We start from the raw sequence: 14,761 nt of genomic DNA on the forward strand, positions 1-14,761 counted from the left end.
CGTATGAGGTGCCAAACGGAACACATCAATCAGTTAATAGAAGAGCTCAGCATTTTTACCGCGCCCCAATCATTAATGAACTCATAATTCACTTTATCGCCCGCACTGGCGGTAAATTCTTTCCCGGAACCAAAAACTTCCGAGCTAAAGGGGGCGATCATCTTTCCATCGGCAGTTTTTTTACTGCTCCCGTGAATCACTGCCGCTGAAGGAACGGTGATGTAGTAGGGAGAGTGGTTGCTGGCCTGCAAACCGCTGGATGACGAGGTCCAGGTAAGCGATTTCGCTGACGTAATAACGTCACCTGTCAAACCCGTTGGTCGAAAGAAGACTTTGATGCGCGAGCGAAAAGCCACCTGTAAGTGATTTTGTTTCTCCGCAGATTTTTCTGTGGGGGGAATTTCCAGCACATTCAGCCAGAAAATACTTTCCCGATCTTTGGGTAACGCGGTACCGGTATAACTCAGTCGCAGCGTCTGGCCTTTATTGGGTTCAACACGGTTGATTGGGGGCGACAGTATAAAAGGTACATCGATATTATCTGGTTTGGCGTCGATATTGCCGTTATCCAACCAACTCTGTATCAGTACAGGAACCGTTCCAACGTTGCTTAATTTCACCGTCACTTCTTTTTCGCTTTCAGGATATATAACCCGCGTTCCACCAATAATAACGTTGGCTAAAGCACTGCCTGAAATGAAGAGTCCGCAAAATAAAACGGATCCTAATTCCATCCATTTTTTCATTATTTTTGTGTCCCGATAAGACCATAGAAATGCACCAGAACAGGGGAGTCCCGGTGCATTGTTTTTTGGGGATTACTGGTATTGCAGGTTATACATCACGCTGCTGGAGAACAGGCCCGGAGTAGCCTGGCCATTGGCGTAATATTGGACAGCATAGGGCAGTGTCAAACTCCCGCCATCGGGGATTGGCGCATACGCTGTGGTGGTGGTCTGGGACGCATCACCTGCGTTAATTGGCAGGTAATTATTGGAGGCGTCCAACAGTTGCAAATCGACGAGAGTTGCAGCGGTTGCATCAGTCAAGGTATTGATTAAATGACCTTTACTGTCTACTGTCGCCCCTTGTTGGAAGAATACGGAAACCTGATTTTTCCCTCCTTCAGTCACGACAGCACAGTTCGTCAGCTCCATATTGAATCTTTCGCGCCCGGTGATGGCACCGTCAGCATTCAGTTGGCTGACCCCGACCGTTGGCAGTTTGACGGTGGCATCGGCAGCTTCGCCATTGACCGTCACATCACAGGTGGTATCGGTCAGTTCTCCGTTGAAAGTAATGGTTCCTGAACCACTTGCATTGGCGATGGCGATATAACCCATGCTCAGCGCTAGCGCCAAGGTTGTTGATAACAGAGATTTTTTCATACAAATACGGCTCACTTATGACTATTTGATTAACCCGTATCCTGTCGCCAGGATGTTCTGGTCAGTATCTGTTGAGTCAATCACCTGCTCAAAAATAAAACATCTAACAAGTCAAATTGGCTCAAAATGTCCTGTTAGAACTTTAGGTAGCCTGGGGAGCAATAATCAGAGTTTTTCCTTATGCAATGACTGTTCTAAGGAAAAAACTCTGACTATAGGTTGCAGTAATGAGGGGGTAATAATGTCAAAGGCTATTTTTGCCAATGTGAAGAGAAAAACATAACAAGGTGAAAATATTCAGAAAGGGGAACTGGCTGGGTATTTATCAATGGAATCAACAGGATTTTTCAAGGGTGTAAATTTATAGCAGCGTAAAATTGACAGCGGAGATGCTCATATTAATACTAGTGAACAGTTTGAGCCAAACTGTCCTGTTAACTTTCGTCAAAAACCACTTCCCCAGACTGCCAAATGGTGCGGAATCGATAAGAATTACTGGCCGTATACCTTACGGTATGGGCAATATTCCTGTGTCCGAGATAGTCCTGAATAAGCCGGGTGTCTACTCCCTTGTCAGCCAACGCATACCCACAGGCATGTCGTAACATATGGGGATGGGCTTTAACCGTCAATCCGGCCAATTCACCATAATAACGTAATAGCGCATAAATACGCTGACGGGAAAGGTGATTTCCTTTTTTGGACAAAAATAACCAGTCCGTTTCCGCTCCCTTGAATGAAGCGCGAATTTTCAGCCAGCGTTGCAGGGCAACAATTTCGGATTTAATCATCGGATGCATCGTCGATAAACCATTCTTCAGTCTGCGCAGATAGAGGCAGGAGCCGGCAATATTAATATCAGATATCTGCATTTGACTGATTTCACTCACGCGGCAACCGTGTAAAAAACTCATATAGATCAGACAATAATCCCTCTCTGGATTCACGCTCTTCAGCGCGGCGTCCAAAATTATTTTAACTTCATTTTGCATCAGATGTTTTCGTTGTTTCATGAGGTTTCCATTGCGTTTATTGGGCGATAATAGATATATTGAAAATGCATCAATATATTATAAGAATAATTCTTATACGCCAAAATAATAAGTTGGCAATAGGTTTTTAGTTGTAACTAAATGATGCAGTATGCAGGAGTCCTTGATTGGACAGATTTTAAAAAAAATGAGAGTACATTGCTGGTAACAGGCTTGCCATATCGTGGAGCTGATCTTTGTGACATTGTCCATATGACATTCTGCAGGAGCCTATCGTGGGACAAAGAAAATACCTCACCAACCACGAAATTGAATCATTGCTGGCCGTTTCTTTGGAAAACATCTTCCCTGAGAGAAATTATCTGTTATTGGTCATGTCCTTCATTCATGGATTTCGCGTCAGTGAAATATGTAACTTGCTCATCTCTGATATTGATCTGAACAGCCGGAGCATCAATATCAAACGGCTCAAGAATGGATTTTCCACCATCCACCCCATTACCGAGCGGGAAATAATCCCTATCCAAAAATGGCTGACGCAGCGGGGCGAAATGCTGGGCGCAAATAGTGACTGGCTATTCTTGTCCAAGCGCGGCGGTAAATTATCACGCAGCCGTGTCCACGCTATCTACCAGGAACTCGGCCAAAAAGCGCATATCAGTGTCAACGTCCACCCGCACATGTTCAGGCATGCATGCGGCTTCGCCCTGGCAGATTTGGGTATTGATACACGCCTGATTCAGGACTATCTCGGTCACCGCAATATCCGCAATACCGTGATATACACGGCCAGCAATGCCAAACGCTTTGATGGTATCTGGGATCCCGCGAAACAATAACTCCTTCGGACCCTCACTCTGGTTGACGTGGACGCAGCGAAGTTTAAAGTGGTCTATCTGCAATAAACTTTATATGCATAGGCGGGGTTATATATGGCTAGTCAATCTGAGTTGCCCATCGAAGATGTTGGCATGCCCAGGGATCCACAGGATGATATTGATCAGCAGTTTGCCACGATCAGCAACGCATTTACCGGTGATGAGTCAGTAACCTTTCTGCAAATTGGCAAAAAAATAACCGAGGTATTGAGCGGTACGCAGCACCAATATCAACGTTTGGCGCTGGACGTCGGTTCACACAGTACCGCTGAAGAGTTTTTCATCCACCAGCCCCCGACGCCCGCTGAAATGGAAAATGCAATTATGTCGGTGGAGGATGAAATCATCCGTATACGCAGCGCCATTACGCCCGGTTCGTTGCTTTATACCCGTGACCGCGCAATACATGACATTGCATTACTGGCGGGAGTACCAGAAAGCGCCGAAATGGTCATGACGCTGGATTCGATGGAGCGCACATTTGACCGGCTGGCCGTGGTGATTCAGGGCCGACCGGCCTCGTGGGAAGGGTTGCCAACCGAAAATACCTTTGCGGCGACTTTGTTGATCCTTAGGGAGTTTATGCATCACCTGCAGTTTATGTCGATCAGCGTGATCTCAATCGTATCGCCGTTCACGCCGTCACATTAAAGGTGAAATCCCAATGTTGCCAAACATCCCCGGGATTCGTGATACAGTGAACATTAATCATATAAAACATGGTTATTATTCGATTACGTCCCTGAACCCAAACCGCATGGTCCCCACAGGCCCGGACCTGAATGCGTGGTCGCTGCAATGTGCGCAGGGATTCCGGCTGCGGATATTTTCCCAGCCGGTTTCTGCTGATAAATTAAGGACTTGATATGAACCAGAATCTGGTAATCATGCTGCATGGAGTAGGCAGCAATGGCGACGATCTTGCGCCATTGGGGCAGTTATGGAAGAAGACCCTGTCCAATACCCAATTTATATCCCCTAACGCACCGTTTCCTTTCGAATACGGCCCAGGCTATGAATGGTTCGGTCTGACGGGTGTGACAGAACACAACCGCGCGCAGCGAGTAAAAGACGCCAGGGAAGCTTTTGATCGCACCCTGAATCAGCTCGTCGGTGACTGGGGATTCAGCGATCGTCTGGACCGCGTCGCCTTCGTTGGTTTTTCTCAGGGCTCGATTATGGCGCTGGACGCCGTGGTTTCAGGCCGCTGGCCGATCGCCGCCGTGGTGGCATTTTCGGGCCGGCTCTCCTCACCCACACCACTGACCCCACTGACTGACATTCCGCTGCTACTGATCCACGGCGAAGAAGATCCGGTCATTCCACCGAGTGAAAGTACTCTGGCGGCAGAGATTTTGCAGGGCGAAGGATTCAACGTCACAACGATTATCCAACCCCACCTCGGCCATACGGTATCCGCCGAAGGGGCACAAATCGCCGGACGTTTTCTCGCGCAAGCCCTGGCAACTGAAGAATAACCTCTTTGGTTGACGAGCAGAGATGAGATTTCTTATGCGCTTTTCATTAAAAATCTCATCTCACTTTGCAAAAGCCACCCGCAGAAATAATGACTCCCTTTCATTCCATCCTTCGGTCGACAGGCGTTTAACGCACTTATTTATTTTGCTGGGCATTTTATGCCCCTCATCAAGGCGTTAATGGCACTCCGCAAAAACTTCCTTTAATCAGACTTGTTTTATATCCTCTTTTAAGGATTTAAACATCACATCGGATTTCTATTACTTAATTACATTTCAATAAAATTGGCATTTAATTCAGAGCGTCAACTCATGCAAACCTTTATTTGTGTTGCTTCTGGCCCCTCGCTGACTCAAGAGGATTGTATTACAGCGGCCGCATCGGGCTTTCCCATCATTGCGGTGAATTCATCATGGCAACGGGTACCCGACTGTCAGCATCTTTACGCCAATGACCGACAGTGGTGGGACAAACATCATGCCGACGTTTCCTGTACGGCAAAGAAATGGACCAGTGTTCAGGGTGTCGCATCACGCTATGGGCTGAGCTTTTTCCCCTCTCCGCTCAATGGCGGCTTTAATTCAGGACAGCGCGCGATCCTTTTGGCTAAACACCTTGGTGCTGAGCGGATCCTTCTCCTGGGGTATGACTGTTCAATAGAACATGGAACACACTGGCATGGAAACCATGTTACAGGACTAAAAAATCCCACAAATAACAATATCATACGCTGGAAAGAGCAATTTTCCCGGCTGGCAAAGAGTCTCCCCGCCGAAACCGTTATCAATTGCTCCCGCCATACAGAACTCATGGCCTTCCCCTGCGGCACATTAGAAGAGGCAATGCAGAATGGATTATGATTTACAGTTGATGACCCCGACCGGAGATCGCCCCAAGGCATGGGAAATCTGTCAAAAATATATGGAACGGCAAACTTTTTCCGGCAAGGTTATTTGGCATGTCACCGATGACGGTAAAGAAGAGAGCGCTATTAACTTCAACAAATTTGGGTACGAACTGGTATATCACCGTTTAACGCATCTTGATGAAAATACCCAGGCACGGAACATGCAGCATATGTTGCCCTATATCGACTCGCGTATTCCGTTAGCCATTATTGAAGATGATGACTGGTATTCATGTCAATGGCTCCAGGTAGTGATGGATAATATCCACAAAGCACCTTTGATCGGTGAAACCATGGCTCGCTATTATAATGTAGCGACACATATGTGGTTGCAGCTAGGAAATAAAACGCATTCCAGTTTATGCTCAACAGCCATGGTTGGGAATGCTATAGACAGTTTCCGCATAGCCTGTGATAAGAAATCCACCTACATCGATATGGATTTGTGGCGTGGATTCAAGAACAAGTATCTGCTGAATACTCATCACGTTATTGGTTTGAAGGGCGTGGGAGGACGAGCAGGAATTGGTATCGGTCACAGAGCGTTCGATGGGAAGCATGATCCTGACTCGATGAAACTGAAAGAGTGGATCGGAGACGATATCCGACTTTACTGAGTTGGTTTTTCCTGAAGAGAGGCGCTAATATCGCCTCATAAATAAAGGTTTATAAAAATTCCCCATTTACGGTTGATGCCTGCAAGTCGACCTCAACGTGGGTGCCTAATTTCCGAGCCAGACCTCTGGCTCCTTCGCGCATCACCGAGTGATGATTCCAGCGGAATAAAGGTGCCGTCAGCGGTGCCAGACAGTTCATCCACAGCGCTTTGGTTCGGATGTGCCAATGGTAACGAGCGAGGGTATACGTGCCGTCATAAGAGAAAAACCACTGCCCGATACCCTCAACCTCCCCGCTGGCTTGTCCCTCCAGCAGTTGCAATGGCACGATATCCATTACACGAATATCAAACGTTATCCGATATGGGAGCACGCCTTTCCAGGTATAGCGATGTAACGCCCCGATACCGTACTCATCGCCCTTTTCTATCTCAACAATCCGCACCACGTTTATCCACCACTCGGGCCAGACATCGGGATGGTAAAGCACATCCCATACGTCCTGCAACGGTGCTTTGATTCGCCAGGTGGTTGAAAATTGATACTCAGCCATAACGACAAACTCCGCATCAAGGCGTAAAAAAATCAGCGGGAAAATGCACGTTAACCACTATCGCATCCATAAGGACGCTTTCCATGAGTTGATCATTAACGTCATAGCTGACCACTTTGAGAGGGAAATCATGGCTGCTCTCCAACCAGATCTCATAGCGATGGACATTACTTACGGTGACACCCTGCGGCCCCCTTATTGATACATGCAATGCGGATTGGTTTGAGGATATGGATTGTTTTGATGAAACAGACTGTTTTGAGGAAATAGACTGTTTTGAGGAAGCAGACTGTTCTGGCAAGGTTTCATTACCAATGACGGTCGTTTTACCACCCGACTGCTGCAAGCTGTGAATATTGCGCAGTAATGTGCCAATATCGGACTGGTCTACGCGATGACCACTTTGATCGCGGATCAGCGAATTTGTTGGGGAAAGATTGAGAACCGGAAATTTACCGATACCGAACGGCCACAGGCGAACGGCATTGGTACTTGGGTTATAGACCAACACGGCACCGGGATGGGGTTCAGTAAAATCCATCCGTACATATCCCGGTTTACGATAGCTGTAGCGAATATTATTTCTTTCACCTTTGGCAGACGTGGAAAGTATCCGCACCTGATAAGACCCCATCTGATCAAAATGTTGCTGCGCAAGAATAATCGGATCAGTCGTGTTATCACTGCGTGGGGGGAGGCGTATCTTGTCAGTTTCGTTAGCCGCAAAAGCAGTGAAGCCGGGAATCATCGCAACCACAAGTAGCAACATTGAGCAGGTTAAGGTATTGATAGTCTTCTCCTGCGGTGAAAGGACTGATTGTTATAGGGTGATTTTCAGACTCATTAATTAACTATAGTCGTAATTACAGGCGATAGAATTTTTAAAACCCCGAATGAAATCCGCCTTTTCTCGCCATTAAAAACCGATACAGCGGATAAAAAGCCAAATAAAAATCAGATTAAAATCTGATAAAAAGCGGTAAAAGGCAATCTATGCCACGAAAACAGTAATCAACAGCATACGTTACGATTTTTCCCTCTTACTATCCCTCCAGCACTAAAAGCAAGCATGCCAGACAGAATAAAACCACAAATTTACGGCGCTAACTTATTGTAAAACAATAAATTGTTTTATGGCATTATCTTGGCGGATTGATCGCTGATCGACACCAGCCAGAGAATGTCAGAGACCCGGCAGAAGGTGCATAACAGGGTTGTTTGCGCTTTAGATTAACTTTCTGGATCGATCGAACTTCTACACTGGAGAGAGATAAAAATATGATTAAAGCAATTGGAACATTGTTTACCGTATGTACCTTGGCATGCAGTCTGTTAGCGCCAGTGACCGTTCTGGCGAAACCTCTGTCAATTAAAGTCGCCTATGAAAATAATCCGGGCGAGCCGCTGGATCTGGTCATGCGGTACTGGGCCGATTTGCTTAAAGAGCGCAGCAAGGGCGAAATCACACTCGTGCTCTATCCCAGCTCGCAACTTGGTTCCAAACAGGATGTGACCGAGCAGGCGATGATGGGTATGAACGTCATTACACTGAGCGACGTTGCCTTTCTGGCCGACTATGAGCCAGACCTGGGCATCCTGTTCGGACCCTATCTGACCGACGATCCGCAGAAACTGTTCAAGATCTATGAAAGCGACTGGTTCAAGCAAAAGAATGAAGACCTGAAGAAAAAAGGTATTCATATCGTCATGAGCAACTACCTGTACGGAACCCGACAGATTATCGCCAAAAAACCGATTCGCACGCCGGAAGATCTGGCAGGAATGAAAATCCGCGTTCCAAACAACGTTATGCAGATCAAAGCCATACAGGCAATGGGTGCCACTCCGACGCCAATGCCGCTGGGTGAGGTTTATCCGGCGCTGACCCAGGGGATGATCGATGGCGTTGAAAACCCGATCTCCGTACTGCAAGGGCAAAAGCTGTTTGAGCAGGCAAAATACCTGTCGATGGTTAACTATCTGACCAATACCTCCGTCTGGGTTGGCGGTGAAGCCTTCTTCGGTAATCTGCCACAAGCACAGTTGGACATGATCCACCAGACGGGCTTCGAAGCCGGTGTGTACAGTCAGAAGCTAACGCTGGAACGCGACGCTGAAATGCTGAAAAGCATGGAAGCGGAAGGCGTTGAGATCATCTATCCAGACGTGGAACCCTTCCGTAAAAAAGCGTTGGCCGTCTACTCGCAGTTCCCTGAGTGGTCCCCCAACCTGTACGAAACCATTCAAAAGCAACTTCAATAAACGAGATGGGATGGATGCCACCCACGGTGCAATTGCACCGTGGACATGCACGTCACATAGGAGAGGTTCATGCGCGTTTTTGGCAAGCTTGCGGAATTATGCGCCGCATTGGCGCTGTTTATCCTGGTAGTCATGACAATTGCTGGCGTATTCATGCGTTATTTTATGGCACAACCCATTCAATGGACTGAAGAGATGTCCGGGTTGTTGATGATTTGGGTGGTCATGCTGGGCGGCGTGGTTGCCGAACGGGAAAAAGCGCATTTAACCATTCCCTTCGTCGTGGATATGCTGCCAGCCAAAATAAAAACCATCGTCGCCACGCTGGTGTCCATCGCCTCGATCGGCCTGCTGCTGTACATGGCCTGGCTGGGCTATCGTCTGGCGGAAATGGCGCAGTTCAAAGTGACACAAATCCTGAAGATTTCCTGGTTTTGGATCGATCTTGCCGTTCCGGTAGGTGCCTTGGCCACCGCCTATTTTACCCTGCACTGGTTAATTAGCGACCTGAAGAAGAACGTCTCAGCGGAGGAGAAATCATGAGTTGGTTGTTAATTATTCCTATTATGATCGCCTGCCTGTTCCTGAACATGCGCGTGTACCTGGCAATGTTCACCGGAATTATCGCCTACTTTTTGTTTTACTCGTCGGTGCCGCTGGAAATCGCCATCCAACGCCTGATTGCACCCACCCAGAGTCCGTCATTGCTGGCTATCCCGTTCTTTATATTGCTGGGTACGCTGATGAGCTATACCGGTATCGCTGAGCGCATCCTGCAAATCGCCAACGTGCTGGTCGGCAAGATGCGCGGCGGCCTTGGTGTTGCCAACATCATGGTCAGCACCATGATGGGTGGGGTCAGTGCTTCCAACCTGGCGGACGCGGCCATGCTGTCGCGCATGATGGTACCGGAAATGGAGCGCAAGGGTTATAACCGGGCATTTGCTGCGGCGATTACGGCGGGGGGTTCACTGGTTACACCGATTATTCCGCCGGGCATTGCGTTGATTATTTACGGTCTGGTTGCTGATGTCTCCATCGGTAAAATGTTTATGGCGGGTCTGGTGCCGGGTCTGATCTGCGCCGTAGTACTGATGTTTACCGTCTATCTGGTCGCCAGAAACGGGGACTTCAAACCCTCGCGTGATACCTGGCCGACGGGAAGAGAAGTGGCGGTATCGCTGGGCCAGGCGTGGCCAGCGCTGTTCCTGATTGTCGCCGTGGTTGGCGGTATCCGTGCCAATATCTTTACCCCGACCGAAGCGGGCGCAGCGGCAGTATTTATCGTGTTGATTATCGGTTTCTTTATCTACCGCGAGATGACAATCTCTGACGTGGTGAAGGCACTCGGGGAAACGGCGCGTTCGACCGCCTCCGTGATGCTGGTGATCATGGCGAGCGCCGCGCTGGGCTGGATCTTCTCGATGGAACACGCAGGCGTTGCGGTTGCCAATTTTGTTACTTCGCTGACCGAAAACAAGTACATGTTCCTGCTGATCATCAACGTGCTGCTGCTGACGCTGGGGATGTTCCTTGAGGGAAATGCCATCCTGCTGATTCTGGTGCCTCTGCTGAAGCCGATCGTTGAGCACTTCGGCATCGACCCGGTACATTTTGGTATTATCATGATCTTCAACCTCTCGATCGGTGCCTTTACCCCGCCGGTGGGAACCGTGATGTTGTTGGTGTGTAATATCACGCAGGTCTCGGTGGGCGAATTCTTCAAGAAATCGCTGCCGCTGCTGGCCGCCCTGCTATTTATGCTGTTGCTGGTCACCTACATCCCGGCAATTTCCCTGTTCCTGGTGTAACGGTTAATTCAGGTAGAAAGCGATAACGTTTAAGGGGCTGACTTTTTGTCAGCCCCTTAACCTATGAGAAAATTATTCAATCACTGCAACCCGTAAACTGAGGTGAGGCTTTCGGGAGTCAGCATAAAGTGTGATCATATGAGGAACACAATCCCCGCGACACAAATTTTCACAGTTTCTTGTGACGTACTATTTTAGTCAATTTCCCATCAACGCCTTTCATTACAGGGCATTACGTCGAATATTCACCAATTCACTATTTTAAAGTTTGTGATAATTGTCATCTCAATGTGAAGCCCAAAACCTAACAATGGTGTCAATTAGAAACGGTTTCACAGGAGTGGTTGAGATGTCTATCCAACTTGGCGTGATTGCAGATGATTTTACCGGCGCGACGGACATTGCCAGTTTTATGTCTGACAACGGCTGGAAAGTTGTGCAATTTATTGGGGTTCCCTCGCCAGAAAACGTGTGCCCAGCCGATACCGACGCTGTCGTGATCTCGTTGAAGAGCCGCTCAATACCCGCCGCTGACGCAGTGGCACAATCACTGGCCTGTTTGCAGTGGTTAAAAGAGAGTGCTCAGGCACGGCAGATCTATTTCAAATACTGCTCAACGTTTGACTCCACGCCAGCAGGCAATATCGGCCAGGTCAGCGACGCATTAATGTCTGCCGTCGGTGTGCAGCAATTAATTCACTGCCCGGCGCTGCCGCAGAATAAACGCACCGTGGTTCATGCCCACCTTTTTGTCAATGGCGTACTGCTTAACCAGTCCGGCATGGAGAATCATCCGCTGAATCCCATGCGTGATGCCGATCTGCGGCGGGTGCTTGCGCCACAGGTTCATGGTGCGGTGGGGTCGCTTAACCTTGAGACGATTCAACAGGGAACGCCCGCCATCCACCAGCAACTGGCCGCGTTAACCACCCAGGGCGTTAGCCACGTCATTGCCGACACGCTGACCCCCGCCGATCTGGTGAGTCTGGCTGACGCGCTGGCAGATCAGCCGCTGCTGGCTGGCGGCTCAGGTTTAGGCGGTGCGCTGGCTAAACACCGCCCTTCTGTTGCCGGTTCTGGTGCGAAGGTATTCACTTTCCCTGCGGAGAAAAAAGCCGTCGTGCTGTCGGGCAGTTGCTCGGCCATGACCAACCGGCAGGTCAATGCCTACTGCCAGCGGGCGGCGCATTTTGCCCTGGATGTTGGGCGCTGTATCAATCTGGATGCAGCCTATATCCGCGAAATCGCCGATTGGGTGCTGGCCCATGTCAGCGACGATTTGGCGCCGTTGGTGTATGCCACGCAACCGCCGGAAATCATCCGTGACATCCAGCAAAAATACGGTGAACAGCAGGCCAGTGCCGCGGTGGAAGAGACTTTCGCCCGTTTGGCCACCGACTTGCTGGGGCGCGGCGTCAACACATTTATCGTCGCGGGTGGCGAAACCTCTGGCACGGTGGTCAAACAGCTTGACGTACAGACGCTCGAAATTGGCAAATCAATTGCACCTGGGGTGCCGTGGGTTCGCGACCCACAACGCGGTTTGATGCTGGCACTTAAATCCGGCAATTTTGGCAACGAAGACTTTTTTGTAACGGCACAGGAGTATACAGAGTGAACAGTATCCCGTTTTCAGAGCAACAATTGCGTGATGATCTGGTGATCTACGCTCGCTCATTATTTCAACGGGGCCTGAGCAGCGGCGGTTCCGGCAACATCAGCGCCAAACTCCCGGACGGCGGCTTTCTGGTGACACCCACCAACTCCTGTCTGGGTGAATTGGATAGCCAGACCCTGAGTAAACTCGATGCCGAAGGCAATTATTTGAGCGGTGACAAGCCGTCGAAGGAAGTACCGATGCATTTGGCGATGTACCGGGCCAGACCCGCTTGCGGTGCCGTGGTGCATTTGCATTCGCCCTACCTGACTGCGCTGTCGTGCCTCACAAATATCGATAGTGAGAATTGTCTGCCATCAATTACGCCATACTATGTGATGCGTATCGGACGGCTTCCTTTACTGCCCTACATGAAACCGGGCGATCCGGCCATTGCTGTCGCGCTGGCAGAGACCGCCCGTGACCATAATGCAGTCCTGCTGGCCAACCACGGCCCGGTGGTCACGGGCTCAACCTTGCGGGAAGCTGTGTTCAACGCCGAAGAGCTTGAAGATACCGCCCGGCTATACTTTCTGCTGAAACCTTATGAGTACAACCAGTTAGCGCCATCAGCCGTCGATGAACTGACCCAGACGTACCGCAACCGAATAGGATAATGATAATGATCCCTGAACAGCGTCGTGACTTTATCTACCGCTATGTGCATGAGCAGAATGTCGCATCCTTCAAGGATCTGGCAGAGATGATGAATGTGTCGCACATGACGGTGCGCAGGGATATCCAGATGCTGGAAGCAGAAGGAAAAGTGGTGGCTATCAATGGCGGTGTAAAGCTCAACAACATGCTCAAGCTTGAACTGGCCTATAACGAAAAAGCATCACTGAATCATGGGCTGAAACAGAATATCGGGGCACTGGCTGCCATGTTGAGCGAGCCTGGACAGACCCTCTATCTGGACGCGGGCACGACGCTGTTTGAAGTTGCCAAGGCGATCGCCGCCAGTAACTGTTTTAACCTGACGGTGGTCACCAATGATTTCACCATCAGCGGTTATCTGATGGATATGCCACACATCAGCCTTTACCACACGGGAGGACTGGTTGACCGGCGCAACCGCTCCTGTCTGGGAAACAGCGCCGCCAATTTCTTTAACGCGATCAATATCGATGTGGCGTTTCTCAGCAGCAGTTCCTGGGACATCGATCGCGGAATGTCGACGCCCAGCGAAGGTAAAGCCATGGTCAAGGCGGCAGTGATGCGGGCGTCACGGCGTAACATTCTGGTGTCGGACAGCAGCAAATTCGGCAAATACGGTATGTTTCACATCTGCAATCTGCAGGAACTGACCGACATTATTTCCGACGTCAATCTGCCGCCCGCCGCGCAGAAACAAATCGAAGAGTCCGGCGTTAAATTGCATCTGGTCAATAAAGAGGTAAGAGTGCCATGCTCAAATTCGCAGCAAATCTGACCTGGTTATTCACCGAGGTGCCATTTCTACAACGCTTTGCCCTGGCGGCAGAGGCCGGATTCCCGGCGGTGGAGTGCCTCTTCCCCTATGAGGAAGAGCTCGGCGCTGTGCAGCGGGCGCAAAAAGAGAGCGGCCTGCCGGTGGTGCTGATCAATGCACCGGCTGGCGTATGGGAGAGCGGCCAGCGGGGACTTGCCTCACTGCCTGATGCAGAAACGCAATTTCAGCGTAGTGTGCAGCAAGCGCGTGAATACGCCCTGGCATTGGGATGTAAACAGATTCATATCATGGCGGGCAACAGGGAGGAAAGCATCACCTTCGATGAGCAATACGTTTTACTTATTGAAAGATTACGTTATGCCGCAGACTTTTTAAATACAGACAACATCAGGGTCCTGATTGAACCATTAAATAATGAAAATATGCCCGGTTATTTTATCCCGTCATTCCCACTGGCCGAAAAAATAATCCGCGACTGTGAAAGAGAAAATATTGCCTTACAGTTTGATTTTTATCACTGCCAGAAAATTCATGGCAACCTGTGGGCAAATGTACAACGTTATTGGCCCTTGATCGCCCATATACAGATAGCGTCAGTGCCAAACCGTAATGAACCCAATAAAGGGGAATTGAATTACCCGTGGTTATTCCAACAACTGGAATTGCAAGGTTATCAAGGCTGGCTCGGCTGTGAATATCGACCCGAAACAGACACTTTTGCAGGACTGGGTTGGTTTAAAGAGAATAAAGCGGTCAATATCCTTTAATATAAAAGAAATTCCAAT

General features: G+C 49.3%; 17 protein-coding genes. 12 read left to right on the forward strand and 5 right to left on the reverse strand.

All coding sequences use genetic code 11. The features are described 5' to 3' along the window. Positions 1-29: 29 nt before the first annotated feature. From DRI82_RS12670 to DRI82_RS12680, 3 genes are all read right to left on the reverse strand, one after another. On the reverse strand, positions 30-734 hold the full coding sequence (locus DRI82_RS12670; protein ID WP_245956831.1) for a fimbrial biogenesis chaperone: 705 nt from the start codon (positions 732-734) through the stop codon (positions 30-32). 84 nt (positions 735-818) lie between these two features. After that, positions 819-1,388 (reverse strand): fimbrial protein, encoded by a 570-nt coding sequence (locus DRI82_RS12675; protein ID WP_114194188.1) that lies wholly within the window; start codon positions 1,386-1,388, stop codon positions 819-821. 434 nt (positions 1,389-1,822) lie between these two features. Further along, complete coding sequence (locus tag DRI82_RS12680; RefSeq protein ID WP_114194190.1) at positions 1,823-2,401, reverse strand: tyrosine-type DNA invertase; 579 nt, start codon at positions 2,399-2,401, stop codon at positions 1,823-1,825. Between the two features lie 254 nt (positions 2,402-2,655). Here DRI82_RS12680 and DRI82_RS12685 point away from each other — a divergent pair, with 254 nt between their 5' ends. From DRI82_RS12685 to DRI82_RS12710, 5 genes are all read left to right on the forward strand, one after another. After that, positions 2,656-3,219 carry a tyrosine-type DNA invertase gene (locus tag DRI82_RS12685; RefSeq protein WP_114194192.1) on the forward strand — a complete coding sequence of 188 codons (564 nt, stop codon included), beginning with the start codon at positions 2,656-2,658 and terminating at the stop codon, positions 3,217-3,219. Between the two features lie 93 nt (positions 3,220-3,312). Then, positions 3,313-3,909 (forward strand): hypothetical protein, encoded by a 597-nt coding sequence (locus DRI82_RS12690; RefSeq protein WP_245956832.1) that lies wholly within the window; start codon positions 3,313-3,315, stop codon positions 3,907-3,909. A gap of 215 nt (positions 3,910-4,124) precedes the next feature. Beyond that, complete coding sequence (locus tag DRI82_RS12700) at positions 4,125-4,736, forward strand: alpha/beta hydrolase (RefSeq protein WP_114194194.1); 612 nt, start codon at positions 4,125-4,127, stop codon at positions 4,734-4,736. Between the two features lie 312 nt (positions 4,737-5,048). Then, a complete protein-coding gene (locus tag DRI82_RS12705; protein WP_114194196.1) occupies positions 5,049-5,597 on the forward strand; it encodes a motility associated factor glycosyltransferase family protein in 549 nt (182 codons plus the stop codon). After that, positions 5,587-6,261, forward strand: a complete 675-nt coding sequence (locus tag DRI82_RS12710) for a hypothetical protein (protein WP_114194198.1) — start codon at positions 5,587-5,589, stop codon at positions 6,259-6,261. The genes DRI82_RS12705 and DRI82_RS12710 overlap by 11 nt, the downstream gene beginning before the upstream one ends. 49 nt (positions 6,262-6,310) lie before the next feature. Here DRI82_RS12710 and DRI82_RS12715 read toward each other — a convergent pair whose 3' ends face one another. Both DRI82_RS12715 and DRI82_RS12720 read right to left on the reverse strand, forming a co-directional pair. Further along, positions 6,311-6,814: an SRPBCC family protein gene (locus tag DRI82_RS12715; RefSeq protein WP_114194200.1), complete on the reverse strand. Its 504-nt coding sequence runs from the start codon at positions 6,812-6,814 to the stop codon at positions 6,311-6,313. 16 nt (positions 6,815-6,830) lie between these two features. After that, entirely contained in the window at positions 6,831-7,562 is a 732-nt protein-coding gene (locus DRI82_RS12720; protein ID WP_245956843.1) for a DUF1571 domain-containing protein, read from the reverse strand. Between the two features lie 530 nt (positions 7,563-8,092). Here DRI82_RS12720 and DRI82_RS12725 point away from each other — a divergent pair. The 7 genes from DRI82_RS12725 to otnI all read left to right on the forward strand — a co-directional run bounded on the left by DRI82_RS12725 (position 8,093) and on the right by otnI (position 14,743). Continuing rightward, positions 8,093-9,076, forward strand: a complete 984-nt coding sequence (locus DRI82_RS12725) for a C4-dicarboxylate TRAP transporter substrate-binding protein (RefSeq protein WP_114194202.1) — start codon at positions 8,093-8,095, stop codon at positions 9,074-9,076. 69 nt (positions 9,077-9,145) lie between these two features. Beyond that, positions 9,146-9,619, forward strand: coding sequence for a TRAP transporter small permease (locus DRI82_RS12730; protein WP_114194204.1), 474 nt, complete (start codon positions 9,146-9,148; stop codon positions 9,617-9,619). Continuing rightward, positions 9,616-10,887 (forward strand): TRAP transporter large permease, encoded by a 1,272-nt coding sequence (locus DRI82_RS12735; protein WP_114194206.1) that lies wholly within the window; start codon positions 9,616-9,618, stop codon positions 10,885-10,887. The genes DRI82_RS12730 and DRI82_RS12735 overlap by 4 nt, the downstream gene beginning before the upstream one ends. A gap of 349 nt (positions 10,888-11,236) precedes the next feature. After that, positions 11,237-12,505, forward strand: a complete 1,269-nt coding sequence (gene otnK / locus DRI82_RS12740; RefSeq protein ID WP_170138702.1) for a 3-oxo-tetronate kinase — start codon at positions 11,237-11,239, stop codon at positions 12,503-12,505. Continuing rightward, a complete protein-coding gene (gene otnC, locus DRI82_RS12745; RefSeq protein ID WP_170138703.1) occupies positions 12,502-13,161 on the forward strand; it encodes a 3-oxo-tetronate 4-phosphate decarboxylase in 660 nt (219 codons plus the stop codon). The genes otnK and otnC overlap by 4 nt, the downstream gene beginning before the upstream one ends. Continuing rightward, entirely contained in the window at positions 13,161-13,976 is an 816-nt protein-coding gene (locus DRI82_RS12750) for a DeoR/GlpR family DNA-binding transcription regulator (RefSeq protein ID WP_114194212.1), read from the forward strand. Before otnC ends, DRI82_RS12750 begins: the two co-directional genes overlap by 1 nt. Then, positions 13,952-14,743 carry a 2-oxo-tetronate isomerase gene (gene otnI / locus DRI82_RS12755; RefSeq protein WP_170138705.1) on the forward strand — a complete coding sequence of 264 codons (792 nt, stop codon included), beginning with the start codon at positions 13,952-13,954 and terminating at the stop codon, positions 14,741-14,743. The genes DRI82_RS12750 and otnI overlap by 25 nt, the downstream gene beginning before the upstream one ends. Positions 14,744-14,761: the final 18 nt, after the last annotated feature.

The sequence above is a fragment of the Edaphovirga cremea genome, from assembly GCF_003332275.1.
GTDB lineage: Bacteria > Pseudomonadota > Gammaproteobacteria > Enterobacterales > Enterobacteriaceae > Edaphovirga > Edaphovirga cremea.

Excerpts from the sequence above, each read along its gene's own strand:
- DRI82_RS12670 (WP_245956831.1), bottom strand. The coding sequence starts at position 734 with ATGGAATTAGGATCCGTTTTATTTTGCGGACTCTTCATTTCAGGCAGT.
- DRI82_RS12675 (WP_114194188.1), bottom strand. The coding sequence starts at position 1,388 with ATGAAAAAATCTCTGTTATCAACAACCTTGGCGCTAGCGCTGAGCATG.
- DRI82_RS12680 (WP_114194190.1), bottom strand. The coding sequence starts at position 2,401 with ATGAAACAACGAAAACATCTGATGCAAAATGAAGTTAAAATAATTTTG.
- DRI82_RS12690 (WP_245956832.1), top strand. The coding sequence starts at position 3,313 with ATGGCTAGTCAATCTGAGTTGCCCATCGAAGATGTTGGCATGCCCAGG.
- DRI82_RS12700 (WP_114194194.1), top strand. The coding sequence starts at position 4,125 with ATGAACCAGAATCTGGTAATCATGCTGCATGGAGTAGGCAGCAATGGC.
- DRI82_RS12705 (WP_114194196.1), top strand. The coding sequence starts at position 5,049 with ATGCAAACCTTTATTTGTGTTGCTTCTGGCCCCTCGCTGACTCAAGAG.
- DRI82_RS12710 (WP_114194198.1), top strand. The coding sequence starts at position 5,587 with ATGGATTATGATTTACAGTTGATGACCCCGACCGGAGATCGCCCCAAG.
- DRI82_RS12715 (WP_114194200.1), bottom strand. The coding sequence starts at position 6,814 with ATGGCTGAGTATCAATTTTCAACCACCTGGCGAATCAAAGCACCGTTG.
- DRI82_RS12720 (WP_245956843.1), bottom strand. The coding sequence starts at position 7,562 with ATGATTCCCGGCTTCACTGCTTTTGCGGCTAACGAAACTGACAAGATA.
- DRI82_RS12725 (WP_114194202.1), top strand. The coding sequence starts at position 8,093 with ATGATTAAAGCAATTGGAACATTGTTTACCGTATGTACCTTGGCATGC.
- DRI82_RS12730 (WP_114194204.1), top strand. The coding sequence starts at position 9,146 with ATGCGCGTTTTTGGCAAGCTTGCGGAATTATGCGCCGCATTGGCGCTG.
- DRI82_RS12735 (WP_114194206.1), top strand. The coding sequence starts at position 9,616 with ATGAGTTGGTTGTTAATTATTCCTATTATGATCGCCTGCCTGTTCCTG.
- otnK (WP_170138702.1), top strand. The coding sequence starts at position 11,237 with ATGTCTATCCAACTTGGCGTGATTGCAGATGATTTTACCGGCGCGACG.
- DRI82_RS12750 (WP_114194212.1), top strand. The coding sequence starts at position 13,161 with ATGATAATGATCCCTGAACAGCGTCGTGACTTTATCTACCGCTATGTG.
- otnI (WP_170138705.1), top strand. The coding sequence starts at position 13,952 with ATGCTCAAATTCGCAGCAAATCTGACCTGGTTATTCACCGAGGTGCCA.